Source organism: Flavobacterium sp. (assembly GCF_025352425.1).
In the GTDB taxonomy this organism is placed as follows: Bacteria; Bacteroidota; Bacteroidia; order Flavobacteriales; family Flavobacteriaceae; genus Flavobacterium.
Genome location: NZ_JANXTI010000090.1, coordinates 1 through 23235, shown reverse-complemented (window position 1 = coordinate 23235; position 23235 = coordinate 1). Strand labels below are relative to the sequence as shown.

Annotated in this window: 16 protein-coding genes and 2 pseudogenes; 6 read left to right on the top strand and 12 right to left on the bottom strand. The window is 36.7% G+C overall.

The window, feature by feature from the left end:
- Window positions 1–23: 23 nt before the first annotated feature.
- From Q0Q99_RS11275 to Q0Q99_RS11255, 5 genes and pseudogenes are all read right to left on the bottom strand, one after another.
- The gene (locus Q0Q99_RS11275; protein WP_293895863.1) at window positions 24–575 is read right to left on the bottom strand and encodes a GNAT family protein; all 552 of its coding nucleotides are present in this window, start codon (window positions 573–575) and stop codon (window positions 24–26) included.
- A gap of 10 nt (window positions 576–585) precedes the next feature.
- Window positions 586–3420 carry an excinuclease ABC subunit UvrA gene (gene uvrA / locus Q0Q99_RS11270; protein ID WP_293895860.1) on the bottom strand — a complete coding sequence of 945 codons (2835 nt, stop codon included), beginning with the start codon at window positions 3418–3420 and terminating at the stop codon, window positions 586–588.
- A gap of 76 nt (window positions 3421–3496) precedes the next feature.
- Window positions 3497–5317, bottom strand: a complete 1821-nt coding sequence (locus Q0Q99_RS11265) for a chloride channel protein (RefSeq protein ID WP_293895857.1) — start codon at window positions 5315–5317, stop codon at window positions 3497–3499.
- A 38-nt stretch (window positions 5318–5355) separates the two neighbouring features.
- Window positions 5356–7026 (bottom strand): annotated as a pseudogene (ggt, locus tag Q0Q99_RS11260) (gamma-glutamyltransferase).
- Window position 7027: 1 nt separating this feature from the next.
- Entirely contained in the window at window positions 7028–7618 is a 591-nt protein-coding gene (locus Q0Q99_RS11255) for an acyl carrier protein phosphodiesterase (protein ID WP_293895854.1), read from the bottom strand.
- 108 nt (window positions 7619–7726) lie between these two features.
- Between Q0Q99_RS11255 and glmM the strand changes: the two genes are divergently transcribed.
- Window positions 7727–9133, top strand: coding sequence for a phosphoglucosamine mutase (glmM, locus tag Q0Q99_RS11250; RefSeq protein WP_293895852.1), 1407 nt, complete (start codon window positions 7727–7729; stop codon window positions 9131–9133).
- Window positions 9134–9233: 100 nt separating this feature from the next.
- Here glmM and Q0Q99_RS11245 read toward each other — a convergent pair whose 3' ends face one another.
- From Q0Q99_RS11245 to Q0Q99_RS11220, 6 genes are all read right to left on the bottom strand, one after another.
- Window positions 9234–9677, bottom strand: coding sequence for a VOC family protein (locus Q0Q99_RS11245; protein WP_293895850.1), 444 nt, complete (start codon window positions 9675–9677; stop codon window positions 9234–9236).
- Between the two features lie 57 nt (window positions 9678–9734).
- Window positions 9735–11492: a DUF885 domain-containing protein gene (locus tag Q0Q99_RS11240; RefSeq protein WP_293895847.1), complete on the bottom strand. Its 1758-nt coding sequence runs from the start codon at window positions 11490–11492 to the stop codon at window positions 9735–9737.
- Between the two features lie 67 nt (window positions 11493–11559).
- Window positions 11560–13026 carry an oligosaccharide flippase family protein gene (locus Q0Q99_RS11235; RefSeq protein WP_293895844.1) on the bottom strand — a complete coding sequence of 489 codons (1467 nt, stop codon included), beginning with the start codon at window positions 13024–13026 and terminating at the stop codon, window positions 11560–11562.
- 85 nt (window positions 13027–13111) lie between these two features.
- Window positions 13112–14398 carry a glycosyltransferase family 4 protein gene (locus Q0Q99_RS11230; protein ID WP_293895841.1) on the bottom strand — a complete coding sequence of 429 codons (1287 nt, stop codon included), beginning with the start codon at window positions 14396–14398 and terminating at the stop codon, window positions 13112–13114.
- Entirely contained in the window at window positions 14398–16893 is a 2496-nt protein-coding gene (locus Q0Q99_RS11225; RefSeq protein ID WP_293895838.1) for a YfhO family protein, read from the bottom strand. Before Q0Q99_RS11225 ends, Q0Q99_RS11230 begins: the two co-directional genes overlap by 1 nt.
- 60 nt (window positions 16894–16953) lie before the next feature.
- Entirely contained in the window at window positions 16954–17202 is a 249-nt protein-coding gene (locus Q0Q99_RS11220) for a DUF4834 domain-containing protein (protein ID WP_293895835.1), read from the bottom strand.
- A gap of 125 nt (window positions 17203–17327) precedes the next feature.
- Between Q0Q99_RS11220 and Q0Q99_RS11215 the strand changes: the two genes are divergently transcribed.
- From Q0Q99_RS11215 to Q0Q99_RS11200, 4 genes and pseudogenes are all read left to right on the top strand, one after another.
- Complete coding sequence (locus Q0Q99_RS11215; RefSeq protein WP_293895832.1) at window positions 17328–18293, top strand: transporter; 966 nt, start codon at window positions 17328–17330, stop codon at window positions 18291–18293.
- Window positions 18293–19414 carry a GTP cyclohydrolase gene (locus Q0Q99_RS11210; RefSeq protein WP_293895829.1) on the top strand — a complete coding sequence of 374 codons (1122 nt, stop codon included), beginning with the start codon at window positions 18293–18295 and terminating at the stop codon, window positions 19412–19414. The genes Q0Q99_RS11215 and Q0Q99_RS11210 overlap by 1 nt, the downstream gene beginning before the upstream one ends.
- 247 nt (window positions 19415–19661) lie before the next feature.
- Window positions 19662–19913 carry a T9SS type A sorting domain-containing protein gene (locus Q0Q99_RS11205; RefSeq protein ID WP_293895826.1) on the top strand — a complete coding sequence of 84 codons (252 nt, stop codon included), beginning with the start codon at window positions 19662–19664 and terminating at the stop codon, window positions 19911–19913.
- 670 nt (window positions 19914–20583) lie between these two features.
- Window positions 20584–22458 (top strand): annotated as a pseudogene (locus tag Q0Q99_RS11200) (NHL repeat-containing protein); the annotation flags it as partial.
- On the opposite strand, the gene Q0Q99_RS12925 reads toward Q0Q99_RS11200, so the two are convergent.
- Complete coding sequence (locus tag Q0Q99_RS12925) at window positions 22432–22521, bottom strand: hypothetical protein (protein WP_367175041.1); 90 nt, start codon at window positions 22519–22521, stop codon at window positions 22432–22434. The pseudogene Q0Q99_RS11200 and the gene Q0Q99_RS12925 overlap by 27 nt on opposite strands.
- A 39-nt stretch (window positions 22522–22560) precedes the next feature.
- On the opposite strand from Q0Q99_RS12925, the gene Q0Q99_RS12920 reads away from it, so the two are divergent.
- The coding region (locus tag Q0Q99_RS12920; protein WP_367175040.1) for a putative Ig domain-containing protein at window positions 22561–23235 on the top strand (675 nt) is incomplete at its 3' end.

Genomic DNA, 23235 nt, shown 5'->3' with positions numbered 1-23235 from the left:
TTTTAAATTTTAGAGTATAATTTTTAGCCTTGATTTTTCTCCCATTCCCATTTTAGCAGGGAATAACAATCGGAGTCTTCGTTTTTTCCATCCACAACATAATCTTCTCTTACAGTGCCTTCTTTTGAAAATCCATAACGAAGTAATAATCGTAACGATGGTTCATTTTCTGCGGCAATCAATGCTTCGATTCTGTGTAGATTTAACTCGGTAAATCCATATTTCAAAACAGCTTCCAAAGATTCCGTCATATAGCCTTTTCGCTTTTGGCTTTCATCCCTCATATTGTAAAATACTTCGGCTCGTCTATGCAATGAATTCCAGGTGTGAAACCCGCATTCGCCAATGGGCAATACGCTTTCTTTCTCTATCAGCAAAAAAACAAAAATCGAAATCCGATGTGTTTCCATACCTTTTTCGTGCATGTCTTTATAATGTTCAAAAGCAGCATCATCAAACCCGAAATAGCTGATAATTTCTTCTTTGGATCTTGTTTTGAAAAGCTCATTTATAATACTTGGAGTGATGCTTTTCAGAATTAGCCTTGGGGTCGTAATTTCAATTTGGTTATTCATTCTGAATATCTTAAGATTCTAATTCTTTTTTCAAAAACGGAGCAGTGTAGCTTTTTTTGTTTTTCGCTATTTCTTCGGGAGTTCCTTTGGCAACTACTTCACCACCGGCTTTTCCGCCTTCGGGACCAATATCGATAATGTAATCAGCCAATTTAATGACATCCATATTGTGTTCGATAATTAAAATGGTGTTGCCTTTATCCACTAATGTATTTATCACATCCATCAACACCCGAATATCCTCAAAATGCAGGCCTGTTGTAGGCTCGTCCATAATGTAAAAAGTGTTTCCGGTATCTTTTTTGGATAATTCAGTAGCCAATTTGATACGTTGCGCTTCACCGCCGGAAAGCGTTGTGCTTTGTTGTCCCAAGGTAATGTAACCTAAGCCAACATCCTGAATAGTTTTGACCTTGCGATAAATTTTCGGAATGTTTTCAAAAAATGGAACCGCTTCGTCAACAGTCATATTCAACACATCCGAAATGGATTTTCCTTTGTATCGAATTTCCAGTGTTTCCCTGTTGAAACGCTTGCCCTGGCAGGTTTCACATTCCACATATACATCAGGAAGGAAACTCATTTCAATTGTTCTGACTCCGGAACCTTCACAGGTTTCGCATCTTCCGCCGGAAACATTGAAACTAAACCGACCCGCTTTATAGCCACGAATCATGGCTTCAGGGGTCATGGTGTACAAGCTTCTGATTTCGGAAAAGACATCAGTATAGGTAGCCGGATTACTTCGTGGGGTTCTGCCAATCGGACTTTGGTCAATATCAATAACTTTATCAATATGCTCTAAGCCTTCAATTTTTTTATATGGTTGTGGTTTTTTAACACCATTAAAATAATAGGCATTTAGGATTGGATACAGTGTTTCATTAATTAGCGTAGACTTTCCGCTTCCTGAAACGCCGGTTACGCAAATCAGTTTTCCTAATGGCAATTCGATAGAAACGTTTTTTAAATTATTTCCTGTTGCGCCGGTCAGTTTCATGAATTTGCCGTTGCCTTTGCGGCGTATTTTTGGAACCTCAATTTTCATTTCGCCATTGAGGTACATCGCCGTCATGGTGTGCTCTTTGCGTAATTCTGCGGGTGTTCCTTTGCTGATGATTTGGCCACCAAATTTTCCCGCTTTTGGGCCGATATCAATCACATAATCGGCACGCTCTATCATGTCTTTATCGTGTTCTACGACTAGAATAGAATTTCCGATATCTCGTAATTGCTCTAGTGAATGGATTAATTTTTCATTGTCTCTTTGGTGTAAACCAATGCTTGGTTCATCCAGAATATAGAGTACGCCAACCAACTGTGAACCAATTTGTGTTGCCAAACGGATGCGTTGTGCTTCACCGCCCGAAAGAGATTTGGAACTTCGATTTATGGATAAATAATTAAGACCAACATTTACCAAAAAACGCAAACGGTCTTTGATTTCCTTGATAATTTCGGTCGCGATAATTTTTTGTTTTTCATTCAGATGACTGTCCAGATTCTCAAACCAATCCGAAAGTTCTGAAATATCCATCGCTGACAATTCGAAAATGTTTTTCGAATGAATTCGGAAATACATTGCTTCTTTTTTTAATCGAGAACCTTTGCATTCCGGGCATTCCACTTCATCCATAAATTCCTTAGCCCATCGTTTTATAGATGTCGAGGTACTTTCGTCAAATTGGTTTTTGATGAAATGTGAAATTCCTTCAAACTCAATTTTATATTCTTTTGTAATGCCTAATGTTTTTGATTCGACTGAAAATTTATCCTTTCCGCCATACAGGATAATCTGCATCGCTTCTTCGGGAATGGTGCTGATGGCTTCAGTGAGGCTAAAGCCAAATTTTTCACCAATGATTTCCAATTGTTTAAAAATCCAGGAACTCTTATATTCGCCAAGCGGCGCAAAACCACCATTTCTTATAGACAATTTTGGATTAGGAATAATTTTTTTCAGATTGATTTCGTGAACGGTTCCTAAACCTTTACAGATTTCGCAGGCACCTTTTGGAGAATTGAACGAGAATAAATTCGGTTCCGGATTTTGATATGAAATCCCGGAAGTGGGGCACATCAAGTTTCGACTGAAATAACGCACTTCATTGGTATCCTGATCCAAAATCATCAGCACATTTTCGCCGTGATACATAGCAGTTTTGATGCTTTCCGCCAAACGCTTTTGATTTTCTTCGTTGTCTTCAATCGCCATTCTGTCAATGACGATTTCGATATCGTGGGTTTTATAACGGTCTAGTTTCATCCCGGGCAGTAAATCCTGAACTTCGCCATTTACGCGCACTTTGAGGAAACCTTGTTTTGTAATTTGTTGGAATAATTCGGCGTAGTGTCCTTTTCTTGCACGAATAATTGGTGCCAGAATATTAATGCGCTTGCCCGCAAAATCTTTAGTAATCAATTCCTTGATTTGATCATCCGAATAGGACACCATTTTTTCTCCGGTAACATAGCTGTAAGCTTCGCCCGCACGAGCATACAACAAACGCAGAAAATCATAGATTTCGGTAATTGTTCCAACCGTTGAACGAGGACTTTTACTTGTAGTTTTTTGCTCAATGGCAATTACCGGAGAAAGCCCGTCAATTTTATCAACATCAGGACGTTCCAAGCCACCAAGGAACTGACGTGCATAAGCCGAGAATGTTTCGATGTAACGCCGCTGACCTTCCGCATAAATGGTATCGAATGCCAAAGACGATTTCCCCGAACCCGAAAGCCCGGTAATAACAACCAGTTTTTCCCTTGGAATTGTGATGTCTATATTCTTCAGATTGTGCACGCGGGCACCAAGAACTTCAATCGAATTTTCAGTCTCTAACATAGCATTTTGCAAAACGCAAAGGTAATGTTTTGGCTTGAAATTTCTAGCAATGCATTAAGAAGATATTGTTAAAAAACTAATCGATTACCATCTCTTTTAAACGGTGCCGATAATTTTCCAAAACATCAATTTTAGAAAGGAAACCGAAGTATTTTCCTTTTTGGATTACAGGCAGTATATCCGTATCGGAAGCTTCAAAGTGTTTCATTACTTTTTCTACTTTGTCTTCCAACAAAATAATAGCTTTTGGTTGCGTAATGACTTCACTCATCGAAGTAAATTTTACATGGTAAGGATTGAAAATAAAGGATTTAACTTCGTCAAAATCCACAATTCCAACCAGTGATTTATCTTCGGCTAAAACCGGAATAATTTTTTGATTCGTTGTAGAGAAAATTTCCACAGCCTTTTCCACACCGTTTCCGAGCGTTAAGGTTTTAAAATTTTTGTCAACAAGATTATAAAGGTCGATGCTTTGCAAAATATTTTTGTCTTTATCGCTGGTGAAAACATCACCTTTATCTGCCAACGCTTTTACATCCATTGAATGTTTCTCAAATTGTTTAGAAACGGCATAACTTACGGAAGAAACAATCATCAATGGAACCATTAAATCATAACCGCCGGTGATTTCTCCAATAAGGAAAATAGCAGTCAACGGCGCATGAAACAAACCACTCAGAATTCCGGCCATGCCTACAATGGTAAAATTGGCAATCGGTAAATGGTGTGTGATATTTAGCAGATTTACTGTTTTGGCCACAAAAAAACCAAGATAGGAACCCACAAAAAGCGAAGGCGCAAAGTTACCACCATTACCGCCGCTACCCAAAGTTAGTCCTGTAGCAAAGGCTTTCAGCAACATCGTTACACCAACAAAGGCCAGTAAAATCCATTCGCTGCTCTTGAATGGTTCTAGAATAGTGTTGTCAAGTAAAATGTTTGGGTTTTTAGAAGCTAATGTTTTGATGCTTTCATAACCTTCTCCAAACAATGTTGGGAAAAAGAAAATTAATACCGCCAAAATGGAAGCGCCAAACAATGCCTTGCGGTATCCTTTGTTTTTAAAAGCCCCAAAAAATTTTTCAACTCTCTGAAAATTCCGGGCATGATAAATAGAAGCGAAGCCTGCCAAAACGCCTAATAAAATATAGAAAGGTGTATTGTGATAGTCAAATTTAAGGGATTGTTCAAAATTTAATAAAGTATCCGGACTCAAGGTAACTTTAGAAATCAGCGCGCCTGTAGCTGCGGAAATAATAATTGGAATAAATGCCGAAATGGAAACATCGGTCAACACCACTTCAATGGCGAATAAAACACCAGCAATTGGTGCATTAAAAGCCGCACCAATTCCGGCCGCGACACCACAAGCCAAAAGGAGAATTCTGTCTTTTTGGGATAAATGATATTTCTGTGCAAAGTTGGAACCAAACGCTGCGCCTGTAATCACAATAGGGCTTTCCAATCCTGCCGAACCACCAAGTCCAACGGTTAACGAACTCGTTACAATTTGGGCATACATTTGTTTTTTGGCAACGATGCCTCCTTTTCGGGCAACAGCATATAATATTTTGGAACTTCCTTTTTCTATGTGATTGTTTAAAAAATTCCGAACCACAAAAACAGTTAATACAATCCCGACTATTGGCAGCAAACTATTTATATATGGAAGTTTTAAAAAATCGTTGATGTCATTCGCCCAAAGGAAAATATTGTGGGCAAAACTTTTAAGGATAATTACCGCAAAAGAACATGTGATTGCTACAAGAACACTCGCAAAATAGATAAAATTCCGCTCGCTTAATTTCTCTTTCAAAAGGAAAATTAAGTTCTCGGCTCTTCTGAAAATACTTCTGAAAACAATTTTAAAATTAGAAGCTTTAGTCTTCGACATGTGTTCAAATCTTTGAAATGCTAAAATACTATTTTAAATTAAAACCCTGCCGCTTTATCATCGCCACGATAATCGGCTCCGCCTTCCAGTTTTCCATCGGGTTGGACTAAGATAGCATCTACTTTTCCTATAACAGGCGCGAATTTTTCATTGATATTGTATCCTTTAGACATAAGATTTTACAAAGTGATTTTATCAAATTTATTAGGTTCCACCATGATGTCGTCAGGTAGCCATTGGTTGTGAAATCTGGGCGCATTAACTGCTTGTTGTATTGTCATTTTAAATTCATATACATTCAATATCGTCTGCAATACCGAAGTTATAATTGTGGAACCGCCAGGCGAACCTAGTAGCATTAAAAGGTTCCCGTTTTTTTCGACAATAGTTGGCGTCATCGAACTCAGCATCCTCTTTTTTGGAGCGATGCTGTTGGCTTCAGCTCCAACCAAACCGTAAAGATTAGGAACACCTGGTTTTGCGGAAAAATCATCCATTTGGTCGTTTAAAAAAAAACCCAATTCGTCGCAATACAATTTGGACCCATAAGCATCGTTTAGGGTTGTTGTAACTGCAATAGCGTTGCCTTCGCTGTCAACAATTGAGTAATGTGTGGTTTCCATACTTTCATAAACGGAAACATTTCCATGACTGACATCAGCAGAAGAAGTCGCTTTGTCAAAAGAAAAACTCTTCATTCGGTCATTCAAGTAGGTTTCATTCAGTAATTGTTTTTGCGGAATTTTGACAAAATCGGGATCGCCAAGAAAATAGTTTCTGTCGGCAAAAGCCCGTCGTTCCGCTTCTGCTAATAGCTGGATGTATTGCGGTGAATTTTGACCCAGATTTGAAACATCATAAGATTCAATCATTTTCATAATTTGCGCCAAAGTAATTCCTCCGCTTGACGGTGGAGCCATCGAGATAATATTTAATTCTTTGTATCGAAAAGATATTGGTTTGCGCCAAACAACTTTATAATCGGATAGATCTTTTAGAGTAATAATTCCGCCTTTTTGTTTTAGAAAGGAGACTAATTTTTTAGCGATGTCTCCTTTATAGAACTCGTTTTTTCCATTTTTCAAAATTTGTTTCAGTGTATTGGCTAAAGCCAAATATTTGATAGTATCGCCAACTTGAAATGTTTTATTGTATAACGTTTTGTCTCCGCTAATTTTCACGATAGCCACACGATATTGATCTAGTTTAGCTTTCTCTTTTTGGGTAACGATTATTCCTTTTTCTGCCAAATCAATTGCCGGTTGAAACAAAGCTTCCAATGGAAGTTTGCCTAGCTTTTTATGAACTTCAAAGATGCCGGCGACACTTCCGGGAATGCCCACGGATAAAGCGCCATCGGTACTCAAATTTGGAATCACATTTCCGTTTTTGTCCAGGTACATATTTTTGCTGGCTTTCTTTGGTGCTTTTTCGCGAAAGTCTAACGAACCAACATCGCCGTTAGCTTTTCGGCACACCATAAATCCACCACCGGAAATGTTTCCGGCATAAGGATAAGCCACGGCTAAAGCCAACTGTGTCGCAATCATGGCATCAAAAGCGTTGCCACCTTTTTTGATAATATCGAGACCAATTTTGGAAGCTTCTTCCCGTGCCGAAACGACCATAGCTTTATCGGCAATAAGCCCTTTTTGTTGGGGATAAATCGAGGCCGAAATCAGTAGAAATAAAAGAAAACACTTTTTCATATTAGCCATTCAGTTCTTTTAATTTTTCAATGCAATGCTGACGCAATTCTTCAAAAAACAAAGTGAATTCTGTTTCAAATTCGTTGTAGTATTGTTGCAGTTCAACTATTGATTCGTGCATATCGACACGGTTTTTGGTACGATGATCCATATGAAACATTATCATTTGCAAACCCTCGATAGTTTCATAGCTAACCAACCAGTTTCTTGCAAACATATATGGAATCATAGCTTTGACTTTCTCTGTAAGGATTTCATAATTGTCTTTAAGAAGATGATAAAAAGTATCTGCATAGACTTCCAGTTTTTCATTGGAATAAATGTTCCAGTTTTTTGCTAAAAAATGATCATAGAAAATATCCATAATCACACCTGAATAATGCCCGTATTTTTCGTGTAAACGGTGTTTGCTTTGCCTGTAAATGGGATGCATATCAGTAAAACTATCTATGGAACGGTGCAATAATATTCCTTTTCTAACCTCACCCTTATACTCTTCATAACTATTCCCACGAATGCTATCAGCCATAAAATTTCCGATTTTTAAAAAATCGTTATTACCAGAAAGATAAATGTGCGCCAGGAAGTTCATGTGCCTAATTTAGGAATTTTAAATTATAAATTTTAAATTATAAATAGAAAATCGCAATTCAATATATTTGTAACTCATAACTCATAATTCATAATTCATAACTCAAAAATGACTTTAATAAAATCTATATCGGGAATTCGTGGCACCATTGGCGGAAAAGTGGGTGACAATTTAACGCCTGTTGATGCCGTAAAATTTGCTTCGGCTTATGGAACGTTCCTGCAAAAAGGAAGAGATTCCTCGTTGCCTCGGAATGATAAAAAGCTAAAAGTAGTTATCGGTCGTGATGCGCGTATTTCGGGACCAATGATTCACAATTTGGTGATGAATACCTTACTTGGATTAGGCATTGATGTTATTGATTTGGGACTTTCAACTACGCCCACAGTGGAGATTGCCGTTCCTATGGAAAAAGCGGATGGTGGAATTATTCTTACCGCATCCCACAATCCAAAACAATGGAATGCGCTGAAATTACTGAATGCCAAAGGCGAATTTTTAAGTGGAAAAGAAGGCGAATTGATTTTGGAAATTGCAGAATCTGAAGCTTTTGATTTCTCGGATGTGGATTCGTTGGGAGAAATTACGATAAATGACGCTTATATGGATATCCATATTGATGAGGTTTTGGATCTGCCGTTGGTTGATGCCGAAGCTGTTGCCAAAAGAAAATTCAAGGTGGTTGTTGATGGAGTGAATTCTTCGGGGGGAATTATTATCCCGAAACTATTGGAGCAAATGGGAGTGGAGTGCGTGAAATTATACTGCGAACCAAATGGGCATTTTCCACACAATCCTGAACCATTGAAAGAACATTTGGGCGATATCTGTAAGTTGGTTGTAGCAGAAAAAGCCGATTTCGGAATTGTTGTTGATCCTGATGTTGACCGTTTGGCTTTTATTTCTAACGATGGCGAAATGTTTGGTGAAGAATATACTTTGGTGGCTTGCGCCGATTATGTATTGAGTAAAACTCCGGGGAATACGGTTTCCAATATGTCTTCTTCTCGTGCGTTGCGTGACATTACCAATAAACACAGTGGAAGCTATCAGGCAAGTGCTGTTGGTGAAGTAAATGTGGTTGAGTTGATGAAGAAAACCAATGCCATAATTGGAGGCGAAGGAAACGGCGGAATCATTTACCCTGAATCACATTACGGAAGAGATAGTTTGGTTGGAGTGGCTTTGTTTCTGACGCATTTAGCAAATCTTGATATGTCAGTTGCCGAATTACGTGCGTCTTATCCGCAGTATTATATGAGCAAAAATAAGATTGAACTAACACCGCAGATTGATGTCGATGCGATTTTGGTAGCGATGGCCGAGAAATATAAAAACGAAGAAATCAATACAATTGATGGTGTGAAAATTGACTTTGCTGAAAGTTGGGTGCATTTAAGGAAATCGAATACGGAGCCAATTATCAGGATTTATACGGAAGCTCAAACTCAGGAATTAGCGGATGGATTAGCAATTCGAATTATTGCCGAGATAAAAGCTGTTGCTGGAATTTAAAAAACAAAACCCTTTCCAATTGGAAGGGGTTTTGTTTTTTTACTCTACTCGTTTGACTTGTATTTTCTGCAAATCCTTTATATACCGACGACATTGATAATTATTTCTGTGGCGCTTCATCAAAGTTTACCATCCAGTGAATACCAAATTTATCAACGAACATACCAAAGTAAGCGCCCCAAAAAGTATTGTTCATAGGCATAAAGGCATTACCTTCTGCTGACAATCCTTTGAAAAGTTTATCCGCTTCTGCACGGCTTTCTGTATTGATGGAAATAGAAACATTCGCCCCGATAATTACATCGCCACTTTGTGAATTGCTGTCGCTTCCCATTAAGATGCTTCCGTTGCCAATTGGTAAAGAAACGTGCATGATTCGGTTAGCATCTTCTGTTGAAGGTGGCGGACAATTTTCATCGTCTGAAGGCGGCATGTCTTTGAATTTTCCCATGTATGGAAATTCACCACCAAAAACGGATTGATAAAATAGAAACGCTTCTTCGCAATTTCCGTTGAAGATTAAATAAGGATTAATTGATGCCATTTTTTATATTTATATTATTTTAAAATTAGCTGCCAACAGTCTGCGGAATATTGAACACTATTCTAACATTCGCTCCCGAATATACTTTACCGGTGAACTGCCAAAACTCAGGAATTTTTCGTGGAAATCCTTTAGGCTGTACTTGTTGCCCATTTTCTTTTTATACTCTTCCCTAAGTTGCATAATTGCTGTTGAACCACTATAGTAAGAGCAAAGTTGCACTTGCGAAACGGTTGCTCGGTGGTACTTTTCTTCTACCTGCTGGTCGGTTTGGAAACACTCTTTTGATAATAAGTTGAAGATGTCTTCTTTTGGCTTGTTTAAGCATTGAATATCGTAATCAATGATAACATTAGCCAACTCACGAAGTTTCCATACACCTAACGCCAATTCAATTTCCGGTTCGTGATTTCCCCAACCGTTATCTACCATCATGCCTTCGCAATACACTGCCCAACCTTCAATCATAGCGCCATTTTGGAAAACAGAACGCAACACATCCGGCGATTTTTTGTTGTTGTAAATCCCTTGAACGCAATGTCCCGGAACGGCTTCATGGATGGATAGAATTTGTGATGAATAAAAATTAGTTTCGCGTAAAGCACTTTCTGCTTTGGCTGCAGGATATTGGGTTACATCATCAATGTTGTAATAGGTTGTTCCCTTTTTTTGATACGGCGGAATAAATTCAGCACTTGCCAATGCAAATCCTCTGGCATATTCCGGCATGTAACGAACTTTTATTGGAGTTGAGGTTGTATCAAAATCGAATAAGTCTTTTTCGATGATGAACTTTTTCAATTCAGTTACCTGTTTTTTTAGTGTTGGATAAAATTCTGCAGGTGTCGGATGATTGCCTTGCATCTTGCTCAACACCATTCTTATTACTTCCAAACTGTCTTTTGGCTTGGCTTGCGTCGGATAGTATTTTGTCCAAACTTTATCTGCTGTAACATACATTTTATTGTGCCACATTTTCTTATCGGCAACAGCCTTGTCATAAATCTGTTCCGGAGTAAAATCAGTTGCTAAGTCGTATTTGAATTTTTCGGCAAAGAGTTTTTTTCCTATTCTGTAATCTTTGAATTTGAAGTTTTTATCAGCGTCAATTTTTTCCAAACCTTTCACATAATCATTCATCGCAGTAACTGCTTTGCTGATGTTTTTTTGCAAAGTTTCCTTATCTGCTGCGTTTAAATGTGAAGCGGTAATCGAATCAGTAAGCGATTTTCCAAACAACTGCATTCCGCCTTTGTTTTGATTGATAGCCATTTCCAAATGTTCTTTGGTTGGTTGTTTTAAATTCTCTAAAGCTGCTTTATAATAAGCATCCGAATTCTCAAGGTATTTGGTTAGGATTTTCAATCGCTCATCCAAAGGCGCATAAGGCTGATTGATGATATAATCGCAAGCGCTACTGATGTTGTACACCGAAGCATCCCATTCCTGTTGCTTGAAAACGGTTGTATACCAAATATCGCTTTCCAATTGGTTTTTGATGATGTTGCTGCTGATTTTATTGTTGTCGCTTAGTTGGTCATAATCCAAAGCGTTTAAATCGGCTAACCATTTTTTAGAAAAGGTGACATTGTCTGCAAAAGCGGCTGCGTTTGGCACGACCATTTTGTCATAATATTTACCATAACCTTGAGCTATAGAACCAGAAGGATATTGCTTCCAATAGGCATCTAAAAATTTTGTTTCAAAAGACGCGAAGGTTTTGTCGGTATCGGCGTTGTTTTCTTTTTTATCAGATTTACAACTAACAAATGTAATGGCTAGCAAAACAAAAAGCGAAGCAAATAATTTTTTCATGAGTTTGGTTTATTAATTTTGGAATACGAATTTATGAAAATATATTCAATATTTTATTTGTCAATTGTTACATCAACTTTACTTTCTTCAGATTATCAATAATTATACTATTGATGTCTTCAGAAATTTTTAACTGGAAGTTCAAATAGACGTACAAAACACCAACTAAAACAGATTTAAATCCGATATTGATAATAGTATGAAACGGGAAATCCCAGAAGTAAAATAACAAAAAACAAACAGCTAAGATGCCAAGCGATTCGAGTGTTTTAATGGTGAATGGATACAATTTCATTTTCTTTACCACAAACAAAAGTTTGATTGTATTGTAAATCATCACCGTAATTAAAGTCGCAAAAGCCGAACCTTCAATTCCGTAAAGTGGAATAAAAATCATGTTCAGAACAATCATCAATGCGACAGTAAAAACGCCAAATAATAAAACGGTTCGGTAGTGCTTCGTATTGACAATAATTGAATTGTTATTTCCCAATAAAACATCATAAAATTTGGATAAACCAATTAGGAACACCACGAGAATTCCTCCGCTGTAATCTTTTGGAATCAGATGATACATTTCTTTGATGTTTACAAAAATGAGTATCATAATAAATCCGCCAATAACCTGCAGATTTATGGCGCTTTTTTTATACAAATCGTTGAGTTCGTCGTATTTGTTTTCGACCATCAATTTGGCTGTAATCGGCGCAATGATTTGTGTCATGGCCCGACTTGGTACAGCAATTACGGTTGAAATAAAAATCGCCACAGCGTACAATGCATTTTGGCTAATGTCTTTGTACTGTGGTATCATCACTTTATCAAAATCGACAAGCATTACGGCAACACCGCCGGAAACAATAATGAAAAACGAATACTGGATTATTTCCTTTATATTTTCGGGAATAACGAATCGCAATACAGGCATTTTTACAGAAATGGCATACAATTTCATTCCGACAAATTGCGCAAAATAGGCAAGAGCCACACAATAGACAAAAGTGTCTTTGGTCAGCCATTCAAAATGGACAGCAATAAGTAAAACCATTACCACCAAACGCACCAAAACTTCGCTGATGAAATTCCCAATTACTGATTGCATATGCACTTTGGCCCAGGCATAAAACACTTCGAAATACGCCATGAATAAACCAATAACAGGAATTAACCAAAAGAACGGTTCGAGCGTTGGGTTTTCTTTTATCCAGCTGTGTGAAATGGCATCGTAGAAAAAATAGAATCCCAATCCAAGCAGAATTATTAGAGCTAATGGCAGAAACAACATAAAGGTTAAAAATTCATCACGTTCTTTCTGATTTTTATACGAAGAAAAGAATCTGATTAAAGTATTCTGTGCTCCAAAAGCCATTAAAGGCATCATAATATTAGCGCCCGAAAGTATGGTTGCTACGATTCCGTAATGCAGTTTCCCAAGGAAGTTGGTATACAAAAACAATGCATTAACGGCACCAATCCCGAACCCGAGGAACGTGATGATGGTGTTTTTAATAGATTGACTTTGGACGATTCCCATAATGGAATTACGAATTACGAATTACGAATTACGAATGTATCATTTTTTTCTTTGTGAACTTCGTGTCTTCTTCGTGTCTTTGTGGTTAAGAAATTAATTTCGCAAGTTGTTCAGTCAAGCTTTTTCTGGAATATTGCAGCAAACCAACGGCGTGAACTTTCAAGTTTTGGTTTTGATATTCCTGATAGTATTTCAAAAGTAATGCTTTTAGTTTTTGGTTGGAGTCGTAAGTAAAGAAAACGCCGGTATTTGTTGCCGTGATAATTTCGGCAAAATCAGAATCCTTTGGACCGATTGCTATAATTGGTCTTTCGGAAACCATGTATTCAAAAAGTTTCCCGGGAATGATGCTTTTAGTTTCTTCGGAATTGATTTCTACTAGTAATAAAATTTGAGATTTTCTTTGATGCTCCACAGCTTCTTTGTGTGAAACGTATCCTAAATTCTGCAGATAATCATTCAATTGAAATTTAGCAATCGTATCTAAAACTTCCTGACTTGTGGCACCAATTAGTTTCAGTCGGAAATCGTTTTTGAAATCTGTATTTTCCGAAATCAATTCCTGTAAAGCCTGCCAAAGTAGTATTGGATTTCTATCCGATAAAAAGGAACCAATGTGTGCGAGAGTGAACTTACCGTCAAGCGGATGCTTTTCAATTTTTTCTACATCATAACCGTTTGTAATGACTTCAATAGGTTTAGAAGTGATGGCCTGAAATTCGGTTTTGGTGGTTTTACTGGTTACAATAATTGTATCAGCAGAATTCAAAACTTCTTTCTCTAAAGCTTTGTGTTTTTTTTCTGCGTAAGCAGATAATTTCAGTGCTTTTTGGTAACCAATGGTTGTCCACGGATCACGGAAATCGGCAAACCATTTTATATTTAAATCCTTTTTTAACTGTAACCCGATAAGGTGCAAACTATGCGGCGGACCGGAAGTTACAATAGTATCGATATTGTTTTCCTTAATATATTTTTTCAGGTATTTTACCGAAGGATTTACCCAAAGACAACGCGCATCGGGAATAAAAAGATTACCACGAACCCAAAGTAAAGTTTTCTCTAAAAAGGATTGTTTCCTTTGATTTGGAATGATTCCCGAACTGATTTTTTGTGTTTTGTTTTTCGAAAAAACCGAAGCGAAACCATAAGGTTCAAAGATTTTATTTTTCAGGATAATTGCTTTCTCGGAAACTTCGCTTTCCAAACCATTATCTATAATTGGATATGTTGGATTTTTGGGAATGTAGACAATTGGCTGAATGTTGAACTCGGGCAAATACTTCACAAACTTTAACCAACGCTGTACTCCGGGCCCACCGGCTGGCGGCCAATAATAGGTGATGATTAAAAGTTTTTTTGGTTCTGACATTACGTCTTTTTTCGATTATCAAGATAAACGCCACCAATAATCACAATAAACATTAGAATAGAACTGAACAACGCAATCGTGCTTCCGGTTTTTACAACCTGCGGCTCAAACTTGAATTCGATAGTGTGTTTCCCTTTCGGGATTTGCATTCCGCGTAAAGTGTAATCAACTCTAAAAACAGCACTTTCATTTCCGTCAATTGTAGCTTTCCAACCATCTTTATAATAGATTTCTGAGAAGACTGCAAAACCATCATTTGTATTATTGGAAGTGTAGATTAAATGGTTTGGTTTGTATAAATCAATTTTGATTGAAGCTAAACTATCAGTTTTGAAAATGTTGGTTGATTTGAATACCATAGGGAATTCATTTATATCTATAGTTGCAACATCTTTGGTTTCAATTTTCCCAAATGTTTTAATGTTTTCATCAGCCGAATTTACTTCTTTCAATTCTTTGATAAACCAGGCATTTCCATTATGAAACGGATTTACAATCGGGATATCGCCTTTTTCGGTACCAACAATCAGGTATTTAATATTAAAAGCATTGATAACCGGAAGGCTTTTGGTAATTGAAAGTGTTTTTGGGTCGATGATGCTTCCTAAATCCGACATACTTTTTTCTAATTGATACTCGTAAACTTCCTTAAATCGTCTTGGCATAACGGCGCTATAACCACCGATAGATTTATGGAAATAAGACGAACGCGGACTGTAAATTCCACCAGCAACTTCGTACACTCTATAGTTTGTTGTATCCTGAAGAATCAAAGAATCAGCTTGTGTTGGTTGGTATGGAATAGCAACTTCCTGTGCGCTTCTGAATTGCTGTCCATCGTTACTTAAATAATTTTTATCTACAAAGAATAAATCGCCAACCATAAATACGCCAACCAAAATCACGGCTGTATTGGCTGCCAATTTATTTTTGATATATAAATAAAGTGCGCCAAACGTAATGGCAATTAAAAATCCGGAACGCAATAAATCGGCTGAATATAAATCTCGTCTGTCGTCTTTAAGTGCCTCTATAAATTGTGGGCCGAATGATTTGTCAGGATGTTGCTTTAAAGCTTCAATTAACTGACTGTCGATTTCACCAACAAAGTGGAACATGCTTTTGCATAAAAACAGTAAGATGATAATCCCTAAAGTTGTAGCTCCGGTTTTCCATAAACTTTTCCAACGATTCGCTTCATCTGTAAAGAAAGATTGTAAACCCATAATAGCCAGAACAGGAATACATAATTCAAGTAAAACCTGAATAGAGGAAACTGCCCTGAACTTGTCATACATCGGAACATAATCAATAAAGAAATCTGTCAGGATTGATAAATTTTTCCCCCAGGAAAGTAATAAAGAGAATATAGCTCCGGCAAGGAAAGCGTATTTTATTTTGCGTTTATCATGGTATAATGCCAATACAAAAAGGAAGAAAACTACAGCGCCAATATAAGCCGGAGCAGCTACCTGTGGCTGGTCGCCCCAATAGGTCACAGCATAATTATCCGTAAGCTGATGTGCTTCTTCCGGTGAAGCGCCATAATTGAGCATAAAATTATAAACATGGGAATCTTCGGTTAGCTTTTCATTGTTTCCACCACCGAATAATCTTGGTGCAAACAAATTTAAACTTTCTACAATGCCATAGCTATATTCAGTGATATAGCTTCTATCCATGGCGATGTTAGCTTCTTTTTTAGTGCCATCTGTATTAAAAGTCAATTCGCTTTTTCCACGCGTACTAAAATCGGTATATTCTTTTGTTGCCATCAAACTTGTGGCATTGACACCAACTGCCAAAATTATGGCAACAGCAAATGTTCCGATGATTTTTGGCAATGATTTCAAATCCTTTTCCTGATAAAGCTGGTACACAAAAAAGAATCCCATCACTATCAAAAGCAGTAACAAATAGTATGTCATTTGAAAGTGATTGGCAGTAATTTCAAGCGCAACGGCAAGCATAGTTAGAATTCCGCCATGTAAATATTTCTTTCTGAAAACTAAAATAAAACCAGCAACTACAAGCGGCATATACCCAATAGCATGTGCTTTAGCATTGTGACCAACGCCAAGAATGACAATCAGATAAGTTGATAATCCAAAAGCTAATGCTCCGAAAAATGCTTTCAAAGGATCAATCTTAAAGACCAGCATTAAAGCATAAAATCCTAAAAAGTAAAGAAATAAATAATCCGCAGGACGAGGTAGAAAACGAATAGCATTATCCAGCATTCCAATGTAATCATTAGGATAATTAGCGCCCGATTGGTAGGTTGGCATTCCACCAAAAGAGGAATTTGTCCAATACGGTTCAGTATGATTTTCGGCTCTGAAATCAATTTGTTCTTTCGCCATACCGGTATATTTCGCAATATCGGACTGGTAGATTTTTTTGCCTTGAATGACGGGATAGAAGTAAACTAATGAGATAACGATAAAACCAATGATGGCTAATAGATGAGGATAGAGCTTTTGAAGTTGCTTCATTTAAATTTGGTTGATGGTTGTCGGTTGTCAGTGTCTGTTGTTTAAAACAGCGTCACGAAGTTATTCTATTTCTTCAAAATCAACATAATCACCAATGATTTTTTTCTCTTTTGGCTTTTCGGCAGTTTGATTTTCAGTAGTATTTTGGTTTTGATTTTGTTGCTGTTGCTGAAATTGCTGCGATGCTTTTTCAACTACTTTTTTGGCGATGACAGGCAGGAACAAACGCGCTAAAAATTTCACTACATAATAGAAAATGATAATGAATAAAATTGTGTCTATAATTCCCTGAAAGGATGCAGTTTCCATTGAACAAATAATTTTTGTCAAAAATACTAAATTCCACAATTTAAAATTGGCTTTGACTTCTTAAATAAATAATAAATTATAGTACTTTTGAAAGACCAAGTTGTAATGCTTAAATTCCAGAACGCATGATGAATATAAAAAGATTTCTTTCCATTAGTTTTTTGCTGATTTCGGCCACTCAATACGCACAATATACAGACATTATTAATTCTAACAGACCCGGAGAATCAATGTCGGCCTTTTCAGTTGGAAAAACAGTAATTCAGGCGGAAGCCGGTTTGTATGGTATTAAGGAAAATCACAATTTATTGCGTTATGAAGCGACTGGTTTTGGGACAGAATTGGATGTGCGATATGGTGCTTTTTTCGACCAATTTGAATTCACTTTAAACACGCAATACCAATATGACTGGTACAAAGCGCCATTGGTTGATGATACACGCGGTGGATTTAAGCAAATCACCATTGGAGCAAAATACTTGGTTTATGACCCATTTATCAAACAAGACAAACCAAATGTTTATAGTTGGAAAGCCAATCACAAGTTCAGCTTTAAACAATTTATTCCAGCTGTTGCGGTTTATGCAGGAGTTAATTTTAATTTCGGAAATAATCCGTATACGTTTCCTACCGATAGAACTGTAAGTCCAAAAGTGATGGTAATAACCCAGCACCATTTTGGCAGTAAATGGGTTTGGGTTAACAACATCATTGCTGATAAGTATATGACAGATTATCCTACTTTGGGAATTATATCTACCATGACAAGAGGATTTAATATGCGTTGGTCGGGATTTATCGAATTTCAAGGATATAAAAGTGACTATTATGCTGATACTGTCTTTAGGCTTGGTGCTGCTTATCTGGTTCGCGAAAACATTCAGTTGGATGCGTCCTTTAGTAAAAATGTGAAAGAAACGCCATCGTTACTTTTGGCAAATATTGGAATGGCTTGGCGTTTTGACAGCAATTATGAAACTAATTATAAAAGAATAAAAGGAGACAATAAGAAAGACAAGAAAGATAAAAAATCTAAAAAAGATAAAGGCAAAAAACGTAAAGACGAAGTAGAATTAGAAAAGACTAAATAATGATTACTATAGTTGAAGCCAATTCAAAAAGACTGCTCCGCGCGTTTGTTAATTTTCCGTTTGCCTTATATAAAAACCACCCCTATTGGGTGCCGCCGTTAATCAATGATGAGTTGGACACCTTTGATAAAACCAAAAATCCCGTATTTACATCTGCGGAAGCAAATTTTTATTTAGCCTATCAGGACGATAAAGTGGTGGGCCGGATTGCCGCTATCATTAATTGGGATGAGGTCAATGACCAACAAAAAAGGAAAGTGCGTTTTGGATGGTGGGATGTTATCGACGATATTGAAGTGACCAAGGCCTTATTGGGTAAAGTCTATGAATTAGGCAGAAAAAACAATTTGGAATACGTTGAAGGTCCTATGGGTTTTTCAAATCTGGATAAAGTGGGCGTACTTACCGAAGGCTTCGACGAAATAGGTTCAATGATTACCTGGTATAACTATCCATACTACGCAGCACATTTGGAACAATTGGGATATGTAAAAGAGAAAGAATACCTCGAAAATAAATTCCCTTTTTCAAATGTAAAAACCGAACTTTTTTTAAAAGCAAACGAATTAGTCAAAAAGCGCTACGAATTAAAACCCTTAAATTTCACTAATAATAAGGACATCATGCCTTATGTGGACAAGATGTTTGATTTGTTCAATGCCTCTTATGCGAGTTTGTCTTCTTTTGTTGCAATTACTGAGGTTCAAAAAGAATATTTCAAAAAAAAATACATCAGCTTTATCAATCCGGAATATATCAAATTTGTGATGGATAAAGACAATAATATGGTCGCCTTTAGTATTGTCATGCCTAGTTTTTCGGAAGCATTGCAAAAATCAAAAGGGAGATTGTTTCCTTTTGGATTTTATCATTTGCTTAAGGCGAAAAAAGAAAGTAAGGAAGTGCTTTTTTATTTGATAGGTATTGACCCTGAATATCAAAGCAAAGGGGTTACCGCTATTATCTTTAATGAATATTACAATACTTTTTCAGAAAAAGGAATTCAAAACTGCATCCGAACTCCCGAATTGGAAAATAACTACGCTATCCATAACATGTGGAAACATTTTGAGCCGGTTACTTTTAGAAGAAGAAGGACTTATAAAAAGGATATAAGGTAAAGATCAGAGGATAACCAACTTTTGAGCATTACCAAGGCTTCTAGCCCTCGAATGCTCTTTCGTCTCACTCAATTATCCTTCCGTAACACTCGATTGTACTCCGTTAATTGACTTAGCAAATCGTGCTTTAAGTAATGCGGATGGTATTAATGGTGCTGAAGGAGGAGTTAGTCTTTCAGCGATTAGTGGTGCTGTAGATGCAATCAATAATGTTTTCGACGAATGTAAAATATTCGTTGGTTGGGATGTGGCTACATGCCCTGCGCACCCTGCTGTTCCTACTAAAAACCAATCTGTATTAAGTGGTTTATCAATGATTGCTTATCCAAACCCATTTGCAGCCAACTTTAAAATTGATGTTAAAACAACCAATAATGAAGACTTGCAGCTGAAAGTTTACGATGCGCTAGGAAGATTGTTGCAAACTATTAATGTTAAAGTTACTAATGTTGAAACATTCGAGATAGTGATAATTACCCATCGGGAGTTTACAATGTGATTGTTATACAAGGAATGGAAGTAAAAAATCAACGAGTAATTAAGAGATAAAATAGTAATTAAATTTAAGAAAACCCTTTTCATACGGAAAGGTTTTTTTTTATTTTAAAAATATATGTGTTTGATTATGATGTGTAAATTTATATTATATAAGAATATACTGCATTTAAAATTAAAATCATGTATTTAATCGATTTTATTTTAATTTTAATCGACAAAATTAATAATATTGTTTGGTTGATTTTGCTTAAAACGTTCTTTCGAAATTATAGATTTAAACTTTACCGTAGAATAAATTTCAATGGTAGAATGATGAAATATTTTATTTAACGGTAAAATACTTATTAATGTTAATATAATGTAATTCAACGATTTTTTCTACACTTTATAGATAAATAGCTTATTTCGATGAATTTTCTTTGGTATGATATTTTCAGTTTTTATCTTAAAAATCTATGTTTATTTAATTTAAAAACTTAAAAAAACCATTTATTATTAAAAAAAATGTTAAAAAAATATATTAAATTAAAAATATTTATATTGTTAATAATTATTGATAAATTATTTTTAGTAAAAAACCTACTTTTTTAAAATGTTAAAATTTGTCAATCTTTTGATTCAAAAGCATTTGAAAGCTAAAAATTGTTATCATTGCAAAACCAAATCGAAAAATGGAAAAAATTATACAAACATATTTTTATTTAGTTGAAATGATAAATGTAACTATTGATTGTTACATTTCATTAAAACTAAAACTACCAAATATTGGACGCTTAAACACGAAAAGTAGTTTCTCTCTGTTTCTCGTAATATTATGTAGCTCATTTATTTTTGGACAAGTTCCAAGTATTTCTTATACTGGAGTGCAAAGCACCTACAATACAAACAGCGCAATATCTCCATTAACGCCAAATAATACCGGTGGATTACCAATTGTTAGAACTATTGTTTCTACAATTGCCGGTAACGGAACTTCGGGTTATATGGATGGTAGTGCAATTTCACCTAAATTTAACAGTCCGACGGGAATTGCTATAGCACCTTCCGGAAATATCTATATTGCTGATAGCCAAAACCATTGTATCCGAAAAATAACTACTTCCGGTTATGTCACTACTTTTGCGGGTACTGGAATAGTAGGATTTTTTAATGGTGCAGCTAATGTCGCTCAATTTAATACGCCGTATTCGATAGCGGTCGACGCTTCAGAAAATGTATATATCACAGAATTAAATTCCTATGCTGTTAGAAAGATTACTCCAGCGGGTTTGGTATCAACTTTAGCCGGCAGAGAAAACACCGCTGGTTTTATGGATGGGCAAGGTGCAAATGCACTATTTGTAGCTCCTAAAGGATTAGCAGTTGACAGTTCAGGAAATATTTATGTAGCTGATTCGAGCGGCAACAGAATTAGAAAAATAACTAGTGCCGGTTTAGTTACTACATTTGCAGGAGATGGAACCGCAGGATATCTTGATGGTCAGGGAACAGCCGCAAAATTTAATAACCCAATTGGTGTTACTGTCACAAGTTCAGGTACTCTTTATATAACCGATACTTCTAATAATCGAATCCGTGCAATATCTAATACAGGTTTGGTAACAACTTTTGCAGGCAACGGATCACCGGGGATGTTAAACGGACAGGGAACTGCAGCCCAATTTAATACTCCTCGTGCAATAACATCAGATGTTTCTGGAAATCTTTATGTTGTAGATTATACCAACAACTGCATTCGAAAAATAACAAATACAGGTTCAGTAACTACGTTATCAGGAACTGGCGCTTATGGTGCCGTAAACGGTGCAGGTTCAGTGGCTACTTTCAAATATCCGGAAGGACTTGGAGTAGATTCTTCCGGGAATGTTTTTGTAACTGACGGGACTAATAACTGTATCCGAAAAATAACAAGTGTCGGAGATACTTCTACTTATGCGGGTTCAGCGACTCGTGGAGTAGATAATGGTCAAAACGGTACAATGGCAATGTTTAACAGCCCAGTTGCTGTTGCAGTAGCGTCAGGTGGAATAACATTTGTTATTGATGATTTCAATTCATGTATACGAAAAGTAACTTCTAATGGAATCGTTTCTACCTTTGTAGGTAATTCAGGCACCGGTTATGCCGATGGTCAGGGAACAGCCGCATACTTTAATAATCCAAAAGGGATGGTTGTTGATGCAGTTGGAAATATATATGTTGCCGATACATTCAACAACCGTATTCGTAAAGTTACAAGCACAGGAGTTGTGACCACAATTGCCGGCGATGGAACTGCGGGTTATCTTGATGGACAAGGTACAGCTGCAAAATTTAATAATCCGTATGGTTTAACAATTGATACTTTCGGAAATATTTATGTTGCCGATACAAAAAACAACCGTATAAGAAAAATTAGTAGCAGCGGTACAGTAACCACTGTAGCAGGATATATTCTATCCGGTTATGCGGATGGAGCATCAACGTTAGCAAGATTCAAGAATCCGCAGGGAATAACTATTGATAATGCCACCGGAATTTTATACATTGCAGATACTACAAACAACAGAATTCGTAAAATTGCCACAGACGGGACAGTAAGTACATTTGCAGGTAGTTTTGCTGGATATCAGGATGAACAGGGAACGGCAGCTTATTTTAATAACCCAATTGGAATTGCCATCGATGCTGCAGGTAATTTCTACATAGGAGATTACTATAATTCTGTTATTAGAAAAATTACAAATGCAGGATTAGTAAGCACTTATGCGGGAAGTGGTTTAAGCGAATACAATGACGGAATTGGGAATGTTGCTTCATTCTATTTTCCGGTAGGTGTAACCACTGATGCTTCCGGAAGTGTTTACGTTGCGGATTCATATACCCAACGAATTCGTAAAATTACCTCTGTAGAACCTTATACAATTTCACCAGTTTTGCCAATGGGGATGAGTTTTAATTTCTCAACGGGTGTAATATCGGGTACTCCAACAGAAGTGAGAACCACTACAACATACACAATTGGGGCTTCTAATTATAGTGGTACTGGAACAACAACAATTGCTTTTGCAACTGGCACTGGTACTTCTGCCCCTGCTGCCCCAACGGCATCAAATCAAACTTTTTGTAATTCGGCTACCGTGGCTAATTTAGTTGCAACGGGAACTGCTTTAAAGTGGTATTCTGTTGCTACAGGTGGAACTGCTTTGACATCGACTACAGCTTTATCTACAGGTAATTATTATGTATCACAAACGGTAAATTCCATTGAGAGTGCGAGAACTACTGTTGCAGTAACTGTAAATGTAACAGTTGCACCAACGGCATCAAATCAGGTATTTTGT

Excerpts from the sequence above, each read along its gene's own strand:
- Q0Q99_RS11255 (WP_293895854.1), bottom strand. The coding sequence starts at position 7,618 with ATGAACTTCCTGGCGCACATTTATCTTTCTGGTAATAACGATTTTTTA.
- Q0Q99_RS11245 (WP_293895850.1), bottom strand. The coding sequence starts at position 9,677 with ATGGCATCAATTAATCCTTATTTAATCTTCAACGGAAATTGCGAAGAA.
- glmM (WP_293895852.1), top strand. The coding sequence starts at position 7,727 with ATGACTTTAATAAAATCTATATCGGGAATTCGTGGCACCATTGGCGGA.
- Q0Q99_RS11225 (WP_293895838.1), bottom strand. The coding sequence starts at position 16,893 with ATGAAGCAACTTCAAAAGCTCTATCCTCATCTATTAGCCATCATTGGT.
- Q0Q99_RS11215 (WP_293895832.1), top strand. The coding sequence starts at position 17,328 with ATGATGAATATAAAAAGATTTCTTTCCATTAGTTTTTTGCTGATTTCG.
- Q0Q99_RS11240 (WP_293895847.1), bottom strand. The coding sequence starts at position 11,492 with ATGAAAAAATTATTTGCTTCGCTTTTTGTTTTGCTAGCCATTACATTT.
- Q0Q99_RS11235 (WP_293895844.1), bottom strand. The coding sequence starts at position 13,026 with ATGGGAATCGTCCAAAGTCAATCTATTAAAAACACCATCATCACGTTC.
- Q0Q99_RS11230 (WP_293895841.1), bottom strand. The coding sequence starts at position 14,398 with ATGTCAGAACCAAAAAAACTTTTAATCATCACCTATTATTGGCCGCCA.
- Q0Q99_RS11210 (WP_293895829.1), top strand. The coding sequence starts at position 18,293 with ATGATTACTATAGTTGAAGCCAATTCAAAAAGACTGCTCCGCGCGTTT.
- Q0Q99_RS11220 (WP_293895835.1), bottom strand. The coding sequence starts at position 17,202 with ATGGAAACTGCATCCTTTCAGGGAATTATAGACACAATTTTATTCATT.
- Q0Q99_RS11275 (WP_293895863.1), bottom strand. The coding sequence starts at position 575 with ATGAATAACCAAATTGAAATTACGACCCCAAGGCTAATTCTGAAAAGC.
- uvrA (WP_293895860.1), bottom strand. The coding sequence starts at position 3,420 with ATGTTAGAGACTGAAAATTCGATTGAAGTTCTTGGTGCCCGCGTGCAC.
- Q0Q99_RS11265 (WP_293895857.1), bottom strand. The coding sequence starts at position 5,317 with ATGTCGAAGACTAAAGCTTCTAATTTTAAAATTGTTTTCAGAAGTATT.